At 71.4% G+C, this 16,899-nt stretch carries 11 protein-coding genes; all 11 read right to left on the bottom strand.

Features of this window, described 5'->3' with window-relative positions:
- Positions 1-61 precede the first annotated feature (61 nt).
- Genes ACLQ2S_RS19440 through ACLQ2S_RS19390 form a run of 11 tightly spaced genes read right to left on the bottom strand, consistent with a single transcriptional unit; the run spans position 62 to position 16,898 of the window.
- Positions 62-1,225: a zinc-binding dehydrogenase gene (locus ACLQ2S_RS19440; RefSeq protein ID WP_230462275.1), complete on the bottom strand. Its 1,164-nt coding sequence runs from the start codon at positions 1,223-1,225 to the stop codon at positions 62-64.
- Complete coding sequence (locus ACLQ2S_RS19435; RefSeq protein ID WP_309222626.1) at positions 1,225-2,187, bottom strand: 3-oxoacyl-[acyl-carrier-protein] synthase III C-terminal domain-containing protein; 963 nt, start codon at positions 2,185-2,187, stop codon at positions 1,225-1,227. The genes ACLQ2S_RS19440 and ACLQ2S_RS19435 overlap by 1 nt, the downstream gene beginning before the upstream one ends.
- Complete coding sequence (locus tag ACLQ2S_RS19430) at positions 2,172-2,450, bottom strand: acyl carrier protein (protein ID WP_155215043.1); 279 nt, start codon at positions 2,448-2,450, stop codon at positions 2,172-2,174. The genes ACLQ2S_RS19435 and ACLQ2S_RS19430 overlap by 16 nt, the downstream gene beginning before the upstream one ends.
- The gene (locus ACLQ2S_RS19425) at positions 2,447-2,722 is read right to left on the bottom strand and encodes a biotin/lipoyl-containing protein (protein WP_155215044.1); all 276 of its coding nucleotides are present in this window, start codon (positions 2,720-2,722) and stop codon (positions 2,447-2,449) included. The genes ACLQ2S_RS19430 and ACLQ2S_RS19425 overlap by 4 nt, the downstream gene beginning before the upstream one ends.
- Complete coding sequence (locus ACLQ2S_RS19420) at positions 2,719-3,699, bottom strand: alpha-ketoacid dehydrogenase subunit beta (protein WP_425702251.1); 981 nt, start codon at positions 3,697-3,699, stop codon at positions 2,719-2,721. The genes ACLQ2S_RS19425 and ACLQ2S_RS19420 overlap by 4 nt, the downstream gene beginning before the upstream one ends.
- Positions 3,696-4,592, bottom strand: coding sequence for a thiamine pyrophosphate-dependent dehydrogenase E1 component subunit alpha (locus tag ACLQ2S_RS19415; protein WP_155215046.1), 897 nt, complete (start codon positions 4,590-4,592; stop codon positions 3,696-3,698). Before ACLQ2S_RS19415 ends, ACLQ2S_RS19420 begins: the two co-directional genes overlap by 4 nt.
- Complete coding sequence (locus ACLQ2S_RS19410; protein ID WP_196222449.1) at positions 4,592-6,085, bottom strand: MFS transporter; 1,494 nt, start codon at positions 6,083-6,085, stop codon at positions 4,592-4,594. Before ACLQ2S_RS19410 ends, ACLQ2S_RS19415 begins: the two co-directional genes overlap by 1 nt.
- The gene (gene fabG / locus ACLQ2S_RS19405) at positions 6,082-6,819 is read right to left on the bottom strand and encodes a 3-oxoacyl-ACP reductase FabG (protein ID WP_309222627.1); all 738 of its coding nucleotides are present in this window, start codon (positions 6,817-6,819) and stop codon (positions 6,082-6,084) included. The genes ACLQ2S_RS19410 and fabG overlap by 4 nt, the downstream gene beginning before the upstream one ends.
- A complete protein-coding gene (locus tag ACLQ2S_RS19400; RefSeq protein WP_155215048.1) occupies positions 6,812-7,612 on the bottom strand; it encodes a thioesterase II family protein in 801 nt (266 codons plus the stop codon). The genes fabG and ACLQ2S_RS19400 overlap by 8 nt, the downstream gene beginning before the upstream one ends.
- On the bottom strand, positions 7,609-13,623 hold the full coding sequence (locus ACLQ2S_RS19395) for an amino acid adenylation domain-containing protein (RefSeq protein ID WP_425702250.1): 6,015 nt from the start codon (positions 13,621-13,623) through the stop codon (positions 7,609-7,611). Before ACLQ2S_RS19395 ends, ACLQ2S_RS19400 begins: the two co-directional genes overlap by 4 nt.
- Positions 13,620-16,898, bottom strand: a complete 3,279-nt coding sequence (locus ACLQ2S_RS19390) for a non-ribosomal peptide synthetase (protein ID WP_425702249.1) — start codon at positions 16,896-16,898, stop codon at positions 13,620-13,622. Before ACLQ2S_RS19390 ends, ACLQ2S_RS19395 begins: the two co-directional genes overlap by 4 nt.
- Position 16,899 lies beyond the last annotated feature (1 nt).

Below are 16,899 nucleotides of genomic sequence, written 5' to 3'. Positions count from 1 at the left end.
TCGGCGCCGAGCGTGTCCGCCGCCAGCCGGTTGGCTCGCCCGGCGGCGGACTCGTCGCTCATCAGTCGTTCACGCGGTATAGCGCGAAGTAGGACGCCACCCGGTCCTGGTTGTATGCCTGCGCGAGGGACGGGACGTCGTCGAAGTCCCATACCTCGATCGCCTGCTGCGGGGGGAGGAACTCGGTCGTCTCCATGACGTCCCGGATGGTCGAAACGTCATGGCTACGCCACACATGCGTGTTGACATGCAGGTGCCGAGCCATGCACTCGGCTCCCCGCAGCACCGGGATACGCATCCCGGCCTTCCATCCGCACGTCGAGATCACGCCCTGACGGGCCAGCACGGCGGAGCTTAGCTTCCACAGTGGCGTGCCGATGTTGTCGATGAGGATCGAGGCACCCGCCCCGTCGCTGAGTTCCCGCACCGTGGCGACGAACGCGGCCACCGACTCCTCGTGCCGGGCGACCTCGTCCGGCGTAGCACCCCGGGCCGGCACCTGGAGCCCCGGCCAGTTCCGCCGGTCGAGAGCGGTGATGCCGGACTTCTCGACCAGTTCGCGGCGCTCGTCGCTACCGACGGTCATGGCGGTCCGGAAGCCCGCGCGGGCGGCCAGCGTCAGCTCGGCCAGTGCCACGCCGCCGCCCCAGCCGAGCACCAGGTGCTCCGCCGGATCGGCGTCGGGCAGCTGGGTCCGCCAGCAGCCCAGGGCTGCGCGCCAGTTGTCCCAGGCCGTGAAGTACCGACCGTAGGTGGCCCACTGCTCGATGCTGTAGGGCGTCGACTCGGGTATCGGAAGCAGGTTCGCCAGCGGCAGGACGCTGCGCTTGGCGAGCAGTCCCATGGTGCCGGGGCAGTCGTACGCGTGCACGAGTTCGACGTAGCCGTGGCGGTCCAGCCGCCCGAACGGCATCAACAGGCACACCGTGCCGGGCTCCACCGAGGGCCCACCGGGAACGGGGTTGCTGGTCAGCACCCGGACGACGCCGAGATTACCCAGGATGACCGACTCCTCGCCCCGGGCGCTGCACACGTCGATCGGCGTACGGGTCAGGGCGTGGTCGATGTTCGCCTCCCACGCGCCGAGCAGCGGTTCGACGAGCGCCTCACCCGGCCCGGGTGCGCCGATCTCGACAACCCTGCGTTGCAGGGCGCCACCTGCGGTGCCGTCCCAGTCCGGGGCCATGGCCGCGGCGGGCAGAACCCACGCCTCGGTCGCCACCATCACGCCTCACCTTCCGCGATCGGATGCGGTCCGACGGGTAGTTCATGGTCGATGTCGTAGTCGACGGAGACCCCACCCCAGGCTTCTCCGGCGCCGTAGGCGACGGCGGCGAGCCGGGCCCGGCGGGCGACCGCGCCGTCGGTCAGCTCGGCGGCGAAGGCGAGGGGGATGGACGCCGACGAGGTGTTCCCCAGGTCGGCGATGCGGTTGACGAAGATCGGCGCGGGGGCGGGAAGCCTGCGGCGTACCTCCTCCAGGATCCGGCCGTTGGCCTGGTGGGCGACGACGACGTCCGGCTTGAAGTCCGTCGAGACGTCGGCGAGTACCCGCACCATCCGGGAAACGGCGCGTTCGTAGACCTCGGTGCCCCGGATCTGGACGCCGTTCGGCCCCATCTTCATCAGTTCGCCGAAGGCGGCGTCGCATCCGGCGACCGAGCTGGCGGGGGCGAACTGCTCGCGGTCCGCCACCCGCAGCACGCCGATGCCGTCACCGAACAGGAAGGCGGTCTGGCGGTCCTGCTGGTCGGTGATGCGCGACATCGCCTCCACCGAGCAGACCAGCGCCTCCGACACCGTCCCGGAGGTCACCATGCCCAGCGCCATCGTCAACGCGTACACCGTGCCGCAGCAGGCGGCGTTCAGGTCCACGCTGAGCACGGACGGCGGGAGACCCGCTCGGGTCGCCACCGCCTGCGCCAGCCCCGGCACCCGCGCGTCGCTCGACGTGCTCACCAGCAGCAGCGCCCCGATCCGCGTACGGTCCGGACCACGCTCGACGACGGTGCGTACGACGTCGGCCGCGGCCTCGGCGAGATCGGCGTCCTCGGCGAACCAGGCCCTGCTGTGGATCCCGGTGCGTCGGGTGATCCAGGCGTCGGTGAGCGAGATGCCGGTGAAGTGCTCGTTGGAGATCCGGTCCGGCGGAACCCAGGCCTGAACGTCGGTCAGCCCTGCTGCCACGACGACTCCACCAGCGACTGCAGGTACGGGACGTAATCGCGGTACGTCTCGAACGCGGCGACGGTCGCCGCGTCGGTCTGGACGTGGAGCCGGCGCTCCAACTCGTGGGTGACCTCCAGCGAGTCGAGGCTGTCGAAGGGGAGCTGGGCGATCTTCTCGTCCAGGACCGTCTCGTCGGCCTGCTCGTCGTACGCGGACAGTTTCTCCGTCACGACGTCGAGCACGACCTGGGGGATCTGTTCGAGGGTGACCGCGCTGTTCATGACTTCTCGCTCTCGTTGATGGTTTCGGTTACCTGAAGCCGGTAGAGCGGATCGCCGACGTTCAACATGGCGCCGGGCTCCGCCAGTAGTGATTCGATGACTCCCGCACGTTCGGCGATGACCTCCTGGGTGGCCTTGGCCGTCTCGACCTCGACCACCGCGTCACCCCGGCTGATCTCCTGGCCGGGCTTGACCGCCCACTCGATCAGCAGCACCTCTTCGAGGCCCTGTCCGAACGGGGGAACACAGATCTCGACCGATCCATGGCTCATGACGCGACCTCCAGTAGGGCCTGGACGATGTCCTTCTGCTGCACGACGTAGTGGTATTCGTCGTTGGCCGGCGGCATCGGCTCGTGCGGTGCGCCCATCCGCCGTACCGGGGCTTTCAGTGAGGTGAACGCGTGCTCGGCCACGGTCGCGGCCACCTCGGCGCCGACGCCGTGGGTGAGGCAGGACTCCTGGACGACGAGCAGCCGACCGGTCCGACGCACGGACTCCAGCACCCCTTCGTGGTCGATCGGGGAGATCCAGCGCAGGTCCAGCACCTCGACGTCGACCTCACCGGCGACCTCCTCGGCGGCGGCCAGCGCCGTCAGGGTCATCGCGCCGTAGGTGACCAGCGTGACGTCGGCTCCGGGCCGCAGGGTGCGTACCGCCATGGGGTTGCGGGGCGGCACGGCGGCCGGGGCGGGCGGCACCCGCTTCCAGTAGAGCCGGATGGGCTCGTAGAGCAGGACCGGGCCGGGCGTGGCCAGTGCCTCGTCGATGACCGCGCGATGGTCCTCGCCGGTGCTCGGGTAGGCCACCCGGAGCCCGGGGACGGCGGCGAAGATGCTCTCGTTGGACTCCGAGTGGTGCTCCACTCCCCGGGTGCCACCCCCGGACGGAATCCGCACCACCAGGTGCAGGTCGTCGGTGCCGCCCCACCTGCCGCGCAGCCGGGCCGCCTGGGTGATGAGCTGGTTCGCGGCCGGGAAGCAGAAGCCGTCGAACTGGATCTCGCAGATGGGCAGCAGTCCACTGAGGGACATGCCGATGGCCTGCCCGACGATGCTGGACTCGGCCAGGGTGGTGTCCCGCACCCGGTCCGCGCCGAACCTGGCCTGGAGGCCACGGGTCACCCGGAACACTCCCCCGAGGCGGCCGATGTCCTCGCCGAGCAGGACGATACGGTCGTCGACCTCCATGAGCCCCGCCAGCGAGGAGTTGATGCTTGCCGCCAGGGTCTGGCTTCTCGGTTGCGTCATCGGGTGTACTCCTTCAGCAGGTCTGCGCGCAGGTCGCTGGTCCGCCGTTCCATGTCGGCGAGCCAGTCCGGGTCGACGGTCCCGTCCTCGAGCAGGCGCCGACGGTAGGCGACCACCGGATCCCGGCTGACCGCCGCCGCGATGTCCGCCTCGTCGCGGTAGATCTCCTGGGTGTCCGAGCTGGTGTGGCTGAGGATCCGGTCGACGGAGAACTCGATCAGGCGAGGGCCGGGCTCGGTGGCCAGCAGCCGCAGCTCGGCGGTGACGGCCTCGTAGACGATCTCGGGATCGCGACCGTCCACCTGACGGGAGGCGATGCCGAAGCCGGCCGCCCGCTCGGCGATGCTCGTCCGCATCTGCTCGGACGTGGGCTTGGAGATCGCCCACCCGTTGTTCACGTTCAGGAACAGGACGCTGGCCCGCTCGACCGCCGCGAGGTTGAACGCCTCGGCGGCATCGCCCTCACTGCTCGCGCCGTCGCCGAAGAAGACCGCGACGGGTTCCTCCCGCCCCTGGATGCGGGTGCCGAGCGCATAACCCACCGCAGGGAGCATCTGGCTGGCGAGCACGAGGGTGAACGGGAACATCCGGAGCGGTCGCGGCTGCCAGCCACAGAACGACCGACCCGACCAACCGGCGACGACCTGCTCCGGCGTCGCCCCGCGGACCAGGGCCACCGCCGCCTCCCGGTAGGACGGCACGATGACCAGCCCGTCGAGGGCGTACGCCGCGCCCACTTGGAGGGCCTCCTGGCCGGTACACGGCGCCCAGAGGTCGATGAGCCCCTGCTTACGCAGCAGGATCGCCTCCTCGTCGACCGCTCGGGCGACGAGCATCTGCTCGAGAAACTGCCGCCGCATGACCGACGTTAGTTCGGTCGTCGCCTGCGTCATCAGGGTTCCTCCCTGCTAGTACGGGATGTCGGGTGCGCGGCCATGGCGAGGTCACCGGAGTCCGGCGACCGGTTCGGCGGGGCGGGACCCGATGGCTCGGTGGGTCGGATGAACAGCACGGCCACCACCGCCGCCAGGACCAGGAGCCCGATGGTGAGCCCCAGGGCGTCGACCAGGCCGGCGATGGTGTTCTCGAACGGCGCGGCGTCGGGGTGCGCCGCTGCCCAGGAGGCCGCGCCGGCGGCCGCCATTCCGTTGAGGACGATGGTGCCGATCGCGGCACTCACCTGCTGGACCGCCGCGTAGATCGCCGACGCCGCGGCCGCGTTGCCCGGGACGACTCCGTAGGTCGAGATGTTCGTGCACGGGACGAGGACCGTCCCCAGCCCGAAGCCGAGGAGGATCTCGGCCGGCAGCAGCACTGTCACGTAGGAACTGGTGGGGTTCAGCTGCCGCATGATCATGACTGCGGTCACCGCGAGGCCGAGTCCGGCCAGGATGAGCAGTCGGGGATGGGTGTTGGCGAACCGACCGGAGAGCACCGTCGCCCCCAACGCCATGCTCACGACCAGGGGGATGAACGCCAGCCCCGTCGCCACCGGGGAGTACCCCTTGACGTCCTGTAGGTAGAAGGTCGCCAGGATGAAGAGGCCGAACAGGCCCATCAGCACGCACGTCGTGACGAGGTAGGCCCCGGCCCGGGCCGGCTGCGCCACGACCGCCGGTGGTAGCAGCGGAGCGCTCGCCCGGCGCTCCACCAGGATCAGCGCCACGATCGACAGCACACCGGCCGCCAACAGGGCGACCACCGTCGGGTCGACGCCGTCGGACTGCGAGCGGGCCACCCCGAGGGCGAGCGCGGCCAGGCCCGCCAGCAGCAGCCCTCCACCCACGAGGTCGTTGCGGGGTACCCGCACCGCGTGGGCCTCCCGGGGCAGCAGCGTCGCCCCGCCCACCGCCGCGACCGCGACGAAGGGCAGGACGAACCAGAACGCCCAGCGCCAGGTGAGGATCTGGGTGAGCAGACCGCCGACGACGAGGCCCAGGGCCAGGCCGCTGGCGGCCACCGAGCTGTAGATGCCCATCGCCCTGGCCCGGTCGCGTCCCCGAGGGAACGTCGCGGAGACGATGGCGAGCGCCGAGGGCGCGAGTACCGCTCCCGACAGTCCCTGCCAGACCCGGCCGACCAGCAGGAGCACCGGCTCCTGGGCGCAACCGGCGACGATCGACGCGAGACCGAACGAGGCCAGCCCGGCGACGAACGTCCGCCGATGCCCGACGGTGTCGGCCAGCCGTCCGCCCGACAGGAGAGCCCCCGCGAACGCCAGCGAGTAGGCGGCGACCACCCACTGACGGGTGGAGTCCGACAGCCCGACGGCGGCCTGGATCGAGGGCAGTGCGACGTTGGCCACGGTCACGTCGATCGCCACGACGAACTGTCCGAGCGTGGCGAAGGCGAGAACGGCCCAACGGCGCCGGTCGGGCTTTGTCACCAGAGGCCGCCGTCGACGGTCAGGACCTGCCCGGTGATGTACGACGCCCGTGGCGAGGCCAGGAAGGAGACGGCGTCCGCCACCTCCTCGGGGCGACCGAAGCGCCGCAGCGCGGCCCGGCGCTTCGCCTCGGCGCGCAACGCCTCGGGCAGCTCGGAGACCTGCTCCGTCTCCACGAAACCGGGCGCCACCACGTTGGCGCGGATGCCGAACCGGCCGACCTCCTGCGCCAGTGCCAGGGTGAATCCGACGATCCCCGCCTTGGCCGCGGAGTAGTTGCTCTGGCCCGGGTTGCCCCGGATACCGGAGACCGACGACAGGGTGATCACGACGCCACGGCGGCGGGTGACCATCTCCTCGACGACGCCACGGCAGACGTGGTAGACGCCGTCGAGGTCGACTCGCATCACCCGCTGCCAGTCCTCGTCCCGCATCGTCAGCAGCGGGGTGTCACGGACGACCGCGGCCGATGCGACCAGGCAGGTCACCGGACCCAGGGCGTCCCGCGCACCGTCGAGGAAGGTGTCCACCTGGGCCCGGTCGGAGACGTCGGCCCGCCGCGAGTAGACCTCCCGCCCGAGGGCCCGGACCTCGTCCTCCACCTCCTGGGCCGCCTCGGACCGCGACGCGAAGCAGAAGCCCACGTCGTAGCCCTGGCGAGCCAGTTCGAGGACGACCGAACGTCCGATGCCCCTACTGCCACCGGTCACGATGGCCACGCCCGGCTTAGTCACGCCAGTACCTTTCGTCTTGTCGGCGTTCGTCGATGACTGCGGCTGCGGTGCGGGCGGGGCGTGCCCCGACCGCGACAGCCGCTGGCGGGCGGAGCAGGTCCTGTCGGAGCTGACGGGCCACGGTGTCCAGCACCGCCCGCCGGTGCTGGACGACGAAGAAGTGCCCGCCGGGGAAGATCGTCTGGCTGACCGGGCCGACCGTGGTCTCACCCCAGCGCGACAGCGCCGAAGCGGGGACGACGTGGTCGTCCAGCCCGCCGAGCACCGTCACCGGTACGTCGAGGAGCACGGCCGGCTTCAGCGGCATCTGGTGGAGGATCTCCACGCCGGCCCGGAACGCCTCCAGCACCTCGCCGAGGATCTCCGGCTCGCGCAGCAGCGCCTCGGGAGTGCCGCCGATGCGGCGCATCTCGGCGAGCACCGCCGCGTCGTCGGCCTGTGCCAACGATCGCGGCCGTTGCCCCGTGCCGGGTGGTCCGGCCGCCGAGACGATCAGCCGGACCGGCTGCGGTTCCCCGCGTCGGGCCAGCTCCCGGACCACCTCCAGGGCGAGGGCCCCGCCCAGGCTGTGACCGAACAGCGCGTACGGCCCCGAGGCCCGCCGGCAGCTGCGGATGACGTCGTCGACCAGCGCGCGGAGGTCCCACAGCATCGGCTCGTGCCGGCGCGCGCCCCGCCCGGGGTACTCCACGGCGGTGACGGCGATGCCGGGCGGAGCGTCGTTGGTCCACGGCCTGAACAACGCGGCGCTGCCACCCGCGTGCGGCAGGCAGAACAGCTCGACGGCGGTCATCGGTCCTCCTCGGACATCCGGGCGAGGACCGCGTCACGCAGGGCGGTGAGGGTCATCTCGGGATCGGCCACCGCCATCGACACCAGTCGGGGGAACGCCTCGGTCATCGCACCCATCACGTCCCGGTCGACCACCTCGGGCGAGAAGAGCCAGATGCCGTTGAGGACACCGTCGCGCTCGTGCATGGCGAGGTAGAAGTCGAGGTTGAACGGCTGCATCGCCGTGATCACCTCGGGGATGATCGCCTCGTCGTTGTCCGAGCCGACGTCGGAGAGCGGGCTGGACACCAGCGGACCCAGGTCGAGCGCGAAGGGCTCGTAGTTGACCAGGTTGAACATGGTCCGCATCGGGTCGAGCTGCTGCTGGCCGCCGAAGAGCAGCCGCAGCGGCGCCTCCTGGTTCGCCTGGCCCTGGAGGAACGAGTCCCGGACCAGCCGCGCGACGTCGGCGAAGGAGTTCCGCCAGTCGAGGCGTACCCGGACCACGATCTCGTTGATGAAGTACCCGACCATCGACTGCGTCTCCGGCTGGTCCCGACCGGCGAGCGGCACGGTGACGCTGAGGTCGTCCGACCCGGAGTAGCAGGCGTGCAGGGTGTCGAACGCCGCCAGGAGGAACATGAACGGCGTGACGCCGAGCCGCCGGGACACCTCGTGCACGTCCCGGGTGACCGACTCGGAGAGGACGAACCCCTGGGTGTACCCGTCGACCGGGCGTCCGAGCTGGTGCTCCGGCGCGCTGAAGGTCGGCGGTGCGGGCAGGTCACGCAGCGTCTCGCGCCAGTAGTTCACCTGCTCGTCGAGTTCGCCCGTGGCCAGGCGGTCCTGTTGCCACACCGCGAAGTCCAGGTAGGACACCGGCAGGGCCGCCAGGCGCGGGTCCTCCCCCGCGATCGCCTTCTGGTACGCCGTGGCCAGGTCACGTTGCAGCTGGCTGTACCCCCACGGGTCGATCACGATGTGGTGCAGCACCATGACCAGGACGTGACGCCCGTCGCCCACGTGCACGAGCGCGGAGCGCACCGGGCGGCCGTCGGCCATGGTGAAGCCCACCCGCTGCTCGTCCGCGATGACCTCGGTGACGACGGACCACGCGTTCTCGGCCCCGGAGGCGTCGACGACGCGCAGCGGCCAGGCCGGCTCCTCGACCACCAACTGCCGCCACTCGCCGTCGATCTCCATGACCCGGGTACGCAGCACCTCGTGTCGGCGTACCACCTCCACCAGCGCGCGGCGCAGCGCCTCGACGTCGACGGTGGCCCCGGGGGCGTCCGGTGCGGCTTGCAGGACCGTGGCCACGACGACGTTGTGGTGCGGGTTGTCCAGACCGGCGGGCTGGAGCACGTTGTTGAGCTGGGGGAAGGAGAGCGGCATCGGCCGGCGCCGGGGCACCCGCGTGATGCGTCCACCCGAGTGCCGAGGGGTGAGCCGGATGTCGCCCGTGCCGCTTTCCGCGACGTCGGCGAGGCGGGCGAGCGTCTCCTGCCACGCCCGGGTCACGGCGGCGACCGTCTCGTCCGACACCGCCCCCTCGGGCCAGGTCCACTCGGCCACCAGCCGGGGAGCGGAGGCATCGCCCTCGACGCGGGTGTTGAGGTTGAGCGCACGCGTCAGCCGAGGCGCGAGGCCGTGCGCGGGATCGCGCAGGGACGCCGCCCGGCTGGTGTCGACCTCCCAGTCGCCGTCGCCGGAACGCTGCCCCACCCACCCGAGGTGGTTGTAGACGATCTGCGGGTCCGGCGCGCCGAGCAGCTCCTGCCCGGCCGGGTCGAGATAGCGCAGCAAGCCGTAGGTCCAGCCGACCTCCGACACGGCGCGGACGGCACCCACCGTGGTGCGGACCGTGTCGGCCAGGGTGACCGCCGACTGGGTGGCTCCGGCGCGTACCGGCACCCGGACCGGGTGGATCTCGGTCAGCCAGCCGACCGTCCGGACGGTGTCCGCTCCCGCCACGTCGCGACCGTGCCCCTCGACCTCGACGAGGACGTCCGCCTCGGCGACGCCGGGTTCGAACGTCTCGGCCAGCGCGATCCCCATCGCGGTCAGGCACAGCTCGTCGACACCGACGCCGAACTCCACCGCGGTGGTGTCGAGCAGCCGGGCGCTGAGTCGCGAGTCGACGTGCTGGACGATTTCACGGGTCGGGGCACTCACGTCGGCCACCGGGAGGACGGCCGTCGTGCCGGCGCCGACCTCCCGCCAGAACCCGGCCCGGTCGCGGACCTCGTCGCTGTCGGTGAGGTCCACGACGGCCTGCGCCCAGGTGTGCATCGACACGGGCACCGCCGGCAACTCGCCGGGGCCGCCTGCGGCGATCCGCTGCCACGCGCGGCGCAGGTCACCGAGGACGATCCCCCAGGACACCGCGTCGACGACGAGGTGGTGGACGACCACGGCCAGCAGCGGGCGCTCGCCGGATCCCCGGTTCAGCAGGACCGCCGCGACGTTACGTCCCTCGCGGGGGTCCAGGATGCTGTTGACGGCTCCGACGTGCGCCGTGACCAGCCGGTCGACAGCGTCGTCGGGCAGGCCCTCGGCGTCGACGACGACCAGCTTGGCGGCGGTCGATTCGTCGGGTACGACCAGCCGCCAGTCCTCGCGGTCGGTCTCCAGTCGCGCCGCCAGGATGCGGTGGTGCGCGACCACGGCGTCCAGCGCCCGTTGCAGGTCGGCGGGCCGGGTCGCCACCGGCAGCCGGAGCAGTACCCGGTGCGTGTACCCGGTCAACAGGGTGCCCGCCGAGCGCATGCGCGCCAGCACGGGCCAGGTGGGGACGACTCCCGTACCCGGATCGTGGACGGCCACCCGCACCTCGGATCGCGGGCTGGCGGCGGCGAGCGCGGCGACGCTCTGGTGTAGGAAGACATCGCGGGTGGTCAGCTCGAAGCCCGCTTCGCGGGCTGCGGAGACCAGGTGGATCGCCTTGATCGAATCGCCACCGAGGTCGAAGAAGGTGGCGTGCGCGTCACGCACCGGCCGACCGAGGACGGCCTCGAACGCCTCGGCCATGGCCAGTTCGTCCGGCGCGTCCGGTGCGACCACCGACGCGGTGTCGTCGACCGTCGCGACCGGCCAGGGCAGGGCGGCCCGGTCGATCTTTCCGGTGCTCTGCAACGGCATCGCGTCGAGTACGACGACATCGGTGGGCACCATGTGCTCGGGCAGCCGCTGGGCCACCGCGTCCAGCACCTCCCGCCGCGTGAGGGGCTCCGCCCCCGGCTCGCCGGTGACGTACGCGACCAGGCGGGCGGAGCTCTCGTCCGACCGGGCGCACACGCAGCAGGCGGTCACCCGGGGCGCGGCGAGGATCGCCATCTCCACCTCGGCCGGCTCGATCCGGTAGCCCCGGATCTTCACCTGATGGTCGACCCGACCGAGGAACCGGATCCGGCCGTCCATGTCCCACCAGACGCGGTCGCCCGTCCGGTACATCACCGTGCCCGCCGGACCGAACGGGTCCGGCACGAAACGCTCGGCGGTCAGCTCCTCCCGATTGACGTAGCCCTCGGCCACCTGGGTGCCGGCCAGGTGAAGCTCGCCGATCACCCCGGGCGGCACCAGCCGACCCGCCGCGTCCAGCACGAGCGCGCGCATGCCCGGCACGGGCCGTCCGAGGGCGAGGGTGCCGCGTGCGACGTCGGCGTCGTCCACCGGGCCGGTGAGCGCTCCGATCGTCGTCTCCGTCGGCCCGTAGTGGTTGACGAGCTGCCGCCCGTGCCGCTCGGTGCAGAGCCGCACGAGGTCGTCGACGGCGATGCCCTCGCCACCGAGAACGAGGCTGCGACGCGGCCAGACCGCCTCCGGACCGGCCGTCGCGACGATCGCCATCAGGTGCGACGGGACCAGCTTCGCGTGGTCGACCTCGTTGAGCGTGGCGGCCACGACAGCCGGATCCGTCGCCTCCGTACGCCCCAGGACGCGCAGCGTGCCGCCGGTGGTCAGCGAGGTGACGAGCGTGGTCAGCGCGAAGTCGGTGTAGGCCTGCTGGAGCAGCGCGTAGCTCTCCCCCGGCCGCCCCCAGCCGAGCCTCGGCGGCACGTTACGGGCGTAGTGCAGGAGGGCCCGCTGTGCGATGGCGACCCCCTTGGGACGCCCGGTGGTGCCGGAGGTGAAGATCACGTACGCGGTCCGGCCGGGGTCGGCGTCGACCGCCGGCGGCTGCGCCGGGTCCTCCCCGGCCTTGTCGGCGGCCAGAAGGACGAACCCGCCGGGCTCGCGGTCCCCGACGACGACCGACGCGCCGCAGTCCTGCAGCATGAAGGCGATCCGCTCGTCCGGCCACCCGGGATCGAGGGGAAGGTAGGCCGCCCCCAGCCGCCAGCAGGCGAGCATCGTCGTGAGGAAGCGTTCGTCGGTCTCGTACGTCAGACCGACGACGTCCCCGGCGCTCACCCCGGCGGCGGCGAGCCGCGCCGCCAGTCGGTCGGCGTTGCCGAGGAGTTCGGCGTAGGTCGTGTCGCCGGAGTGGGTCGCGACGGCGACGACATCGGGATGCCGCTGCGCCGCCCGCGCGACCAGCTCGTAGACGTTGCCGGCGTCCGGCGTCTGCGGTTCACCGCCGTCGCCCCAGGCGAGGATGCGTCGCCGCCACGCCAGGTCGAGCACGTCGATCTCACTCACCCGCTGGCCGGGATTGGCGACGGCGATCCTGAGCACCCGGTTGAGCTGTTCCGCGAGCAGTGCGCCGCGCGCCTCGTCGAACAGGTCGGCGCTGTAGACGAGCCGGCCCCAGAGCGCGTCGCCGTCCTCGATGAGGTCCAGCTGGATGTCGAACTTCGCCGTCAACGCCTCGACGCCGAGCGGGTGGATGCGCAGGTCACCGTAGTCCCACTGCGGCAGCGGGGCGTTCTGGAACGAGAACATCGCCTGGAACAGGGGATTACGCGAGAGACTCCGGCCCGGTGCGAGACTCTGCACGATCTTCTCGAACGGCGTCCGGTCGTGCGCGAACGCCTCCAGCGCGGTGCTCGCGGTCCGCTTCACCAACTCGCCGAAGGTCGGGTCGTCGGCGGCGTCCAGGCGCAGGGCCACGGTGTTGACAAAGCAGCCGATCAGCCCTTCCAGCTCGGGCAGTGGGCGACCCGCGACCGGGGTGCCGACCACGACCTCGTCGTTCTGACCGACCCGGACGAGGAACGTCGCGAACGCGGCGGCCAGCACCATGAACCGGGTGCAGCCCAGTTCCTTGGCCAGCGCGGTGACACCGGCGGCTACCGGAGCCGGGATGGTGATCGGTACGGACTGCCCCCGGTACGACTTCTCCGCCGGGCGGGGACGGTCACCCACCAGCCCGGTCTCCGGGTCGGCACCGGCGAGCTTCTCCGTCCAGTACGCGATGTCGGCGGCCTCGTCCTCGCCCTCCCGGGCCGCCTGCCAGAGCGCGAAGTCGGGGTAGTCGATGGTCAGCGGGGTGAGCGGGGCCGATCCCCGGACCAGCCCGCCGTAGATCTGCATCACCTCGCGCATCAGCACGCCGATCGACCACATGTCCGAGACGATGTGGTGCATCCCGAAGATCACGCCGTGATCGCCGGGGCCGAAGCGCAGCACGTCGACGCGGAGCAGTGAGCCGTTCGCCAGGTCGAACGGCTCCAACGCCATGTCGTCCTGGCGGCGCCGGATCGCCTCGACTGGGTCGCCCGCGACCTCCGACACCGTCACGCGGGGTTCCAGGTTGTCCAGCACCACCTGGCGGGGACCGTCCCCGAAGTCCCGGAAGACCGTCCGCAGTGACTCGTGGCGTTGCGCCATGGCACGGCACGCCCGGGTGAACAGCTCCACGTCGAGCGGCCCGTCGATGCGCAGTCCGCCCAGGATCACGTAGGGCGAGACCTCACCCACGATCTGGTCGAGGATCCACATCTGCCGCTGTTGCGGGGTGAGCAGCACCGGACGCGCCGGATCGCTGCGCCGTTCGACGGTCAGCCGTGGCCCCCGTTGGACGCCCTCGGCCCGCAGCCGACTGTCGAGCAGCGCGAGCCGCTCCGGGCTGAGGTTCAGGCGGAGACTCATCGGTCGCCCTCGCCACGCAGCTCGGCGGCGACCTCGTCGTCGCCGAGGTCCGACATCTCGAGGATCAGCTCCGCCATCCGCTCGACCGTCTCCGGGCTGTCGGCGAGTTCGCCCACCGCGACCGCGAGACCCGCGACCGTCGGATCCCGGAAGATCCGCTGGAGCGGAACGTTCACCCCGAAGGCGGTACGGACCCGGACCAGCACCCGGGTGCTCAGCAGCGAGTGCCCGCCGAGGGCGAAGAAGTCGTCCCGGACACCGATCCGGTCCACGCCCAGGACCTCTTCCCAGATCGCCGCGACGACCTTCTCGGTGGCGCTGCGCGGCGCGACGTACTCGCGCTCGACCATGCCCGGCCGGGGCAGCGCCGACCGGTTGATCTTCCCGTTGGCGGTGAGCGGGAAGCTCTCCTGCTCCACGATCACCGGCGGGACCATGTACTCCGGCAGCCGGTCGGCCAGCCGCCGCTGGAGGGCGGCGCGGTCGAGTGGTCCGGCGCCGTCGGCGAGCCGGACGTAGCCGACCAGGCGCTGGTCGCCGGGGGTGTCCTCACGGACGATCGCCACCGCCTCGACGATCGTGTCGTCGGCCAGGAGGGCCGCTTCGACCTCGCCGAGTTCGACCCGGTAGCCCCGGAGCTTGACCTGGTGGTCGAGCCGCCCGAGGAATTCGAGTTCGCCGTTGCTGTCCCGGCGCACCAGGTCGCCGGTGCGGTACCAGAGCCCTTCCCCGTCGGCACGGGAGACGAACCGGTCGGCGGTCAGCTCGGGGCGCTGCCAGTAGCCGAGGCTCACGCCGCTGCCACCGATCCACAGCTCACCCGGTACACCGATCGGCGCGGGCAGGCCGCTCGGTTCCACCACCAGCAGGTCGGTGTTGGCGATCGGCTCACCCAGGCGGACCGGACCGTCACCCACCCGGTCGACCGAGGACCAGATGGTCGTCTCCGTCGGGCCGTACATGTTCCACGTCTCGTCGACGACGGCCGTCAGGTCCGTGGCCAGCGCGGGCGGTAGGGCCTCCCCACCGACGAGCGCGCGGAACGAGCCCGCCGGACGCCACCCCTGGTCGAGCAGCATCCGCCAGGTGGTGGGCGTGGCCTGCATGAGGTCGGCGCCGCTCTCGTCGATCAGCGCCGCCAGGCGGACGGCGTCGACGACCACGTCGCGCTCGGCCAGCACCACCGTGCCGCCGATGCTCAGCGGCAGCAGCAGTTCGAGCATGGAGATGTCGAACGAGAAGGTGGTCACGGCGACCAGGACCTCACCGGCCGACATGCCGGGCCGCTCGGCCATCGAGCGCAGGAAGTTGTCGAGTGCCCGGTGCGGTACGACGACACCCTTGGGCACGCCGGTGGAGCCCGACGTGTAGATGACGTACGCGGTGTCCCCACCGTTGCGCCCGTCGACCGGGCGCGGCACCGAGCCACCGTCGGTGGCCGGGGCGCTGCCCGGCAGGTCCAGCAGCTCGATCGCCACTCCGCCCAGCGGCCCGCTGGTCTCCTCGACGGCGATGGCGAGGCTCAGCCCGGAGTCCTCGACCGTGTGCCGGATCCGCGCCTCGGGGAAGGCGGGGTCGATCGGCACGTACGCGGCACCGCAGCTGAGCACGGCGAGCAGCGAGATGATGATCCGCTCGTCCCGGGGCAGGCAGATGCCCACGAGGCTGCCTCGGCCCACCCCGCGCGCCTGGAGCCGGACCGCCAGCGCGTCCACCTCGCTGATCAACTCGCGGTACGTCAACTTCCCACGGCCGATCACGGCCACGTCGTCGGGACGCAGCGCCGCGCTCTGCCGGACGAGGTCGTCGGCCAGGCCGCTGCCGCCCCAGTCCTTGCGCGGTCCCCGCCCGAGGGCTTCGATCTGCCGTAGGTCAGCCGGGTCGAGGAGGTTGACGGCGGACACCGGCTTGTCGGGCTCGTCGAGCAGCCCGGCGATCAGGGTGGTGAGTTCCCGCCCGAGCCGCTCGATGGTCGGCGGGTCGAACAGGTCGGTGCTGTACTCGAACCAGCCGGTCAGCCCGGCGCTCTCGAAGACCTGGAGTTCCAGGTCGAAACGAGCCGTACGGCTCGGGATGTCGAGCGGTTCGAGCGACAGTCCACCGGCCGAGAACGTCGGGATGTCGATGTTCTGGTAGATGAAGGACACCTGGAACAGCGGGCTGCGCGCCGCGTCCCGTTCGGGCTGGACCGCGTCGACGATCTGCTCGAAGGAGAGTTCCTGGTGGGCGAAGGCACCCAGCGCCGTGGACCGCACCTGCTGGACGAGGTTCCGGAAGTCTGCGTCGGGGTCGATCCGGACCCGCATCGGCAGCATGTTGACGAAGTAGCCGATCAGGTGCTTGATCTCGTCGCGGTCCCGGTTGGCGGTGGGCACCCCGACGACCACGTCGTCGGTGCGGCTGACCCGCGCCAGCAGGACGGAGAAGGCGGCCAGGGTGGCCATGAACGGGGTGACCCCCGCGTCCTTGCAGAACGCGCGCAGCCGGTCGAACATGGCCGGTTCGAGTTCGAACAGGACGGTGGAGCCCCGGATGCCCTGGACCGGCGGGCGGGGACGGTCGGCCGGCAGGTCGATGCCGCCCGGGACGCCCTCCAGCGTCTGCCGCCAGTAGTCGAGATCGGGGGCGGCGGCCCCCTCCTGCATCCGGCGGTGTTGCCACTGGGAGTAGTCCGAGTACTGGATCGGCAGTTCGGGCAGTTCCGCCCGGGGCCCGCCGGTGATCTCCCCGTACAGTGCCGCGAGTTCGGTGAGGAACTGCGTGGTCGACCAGAGGTCGGCGGCGATGTGGTGGATGGTGACCAGCAGGATGTGGTCGTCGGCGGTCAGCCGGAGGAACCTCAGGCGCAGCAGGGGGCCGGTCTCGATGTCGAAGGCCCGGTTGAACTCCCGCTGGGCCCGCTCCTGGATCGCGTCCCACGCGTCCGGGGCGGCCAGTTCCGGGTGGTCCTCGACCACGAGTTCCGGTTCCAGCCAGGGGTGGACGACCTGCACCGGGCTGCCGTCCTCGTCCCGGAAGGTCGTACGCAGCGCCTCGTGACGTTCGACGATCCGGTTGACCGCCTTCGACCACGCCTCGATGTCCAGCGGTCCGGTGATCCGGATGGCCCGGGGAAGGTTGTTGGAGGTGTTCCCGGGCATGAGTTGATCGAGGAACCACATCCGCTGCTGCGGGAACGATGCGGGAAACTCGCGCTGCCGGCGGCGGCGGAGTCCTTCGATCAGCAGTGCCCGCTTCTCCTCGACGGTGAGCTGATCCGGGTCTATCGCGGCCATG

The sequence above is a fragment of the Micromonospora sp. DT48 genome, from assembly GCF_049844495.1.
Classification (GTDB): domain Bacteria; phylum Actinomycetota; class Actinomycetes; order Mycobacteriales; family Micromonosporaceae; genus Micromonospora.
Note: the sequence above shows the minus strand (reverse complement) of the source record. Positions and strands in the feature narration are given on the sequence as shown.

Coding starts and splice junctions, on each gene's coding strand:
- ACLQ2S_RS19440 (WP_230462275.1), bottom strand. CDS start 1,225: ATGGTGGCGACCGAGGCGTGGGTTCTGCCCGCCGCGGCCATGGCCCCG.
- ACLQ2S_RS19425 (WP_155215044.1), bottom strand. CDS start 2,722: ATGAGCCATGGATCGGTCGAGATCTGTGTTCCCCCGTTCGGACAGGGC.
- ACLQ2S_RS19400 (WP_155215048.1), bottom strand. CDS start 7,612: ATGACCGCCGTCGAGCTGTTCTGCCTGCCGCACGCGGGTGGCAGCGCC.
- ACLQ2S_RS19430 (WP_155215043.1), bottom strand. CDS start 2,450: ATGAACAGCGCGGTCACCCTCGAACAGATCCCCCAGGTCGTGCTCGAC.
- ACLQ2S_RS19395 (WP_425702250.1), bottom strand. CDS start 13,623: ATGAGTCTCCGCCTGAACCTCAGCCCGGAGCGGCTCGCGCTGCTCGAC.
- ACLQ2S_RS19420 (WP_425702251.1), bottom strand. CDS start 3,699: ATGACGCAACCGAGAAGCCAGACCCTGGCGGCAAGCATCAACTCCTCG.
- ACLQ2S_RS19390 (WP_425702249.1), bottom strand. CDS start 16,898: ATGGCCGCGATAGACCCGGATCAGCTCACCGTCGAGGAGAAGCGGGCA.
- ACLQ2S_RS19415 (WP_155215046.1), bottom strand. CDS start 4,592: ATGACGCAGGCGACGACCGAACTAACGTCGGTCATGCGGCGGCAGTTT.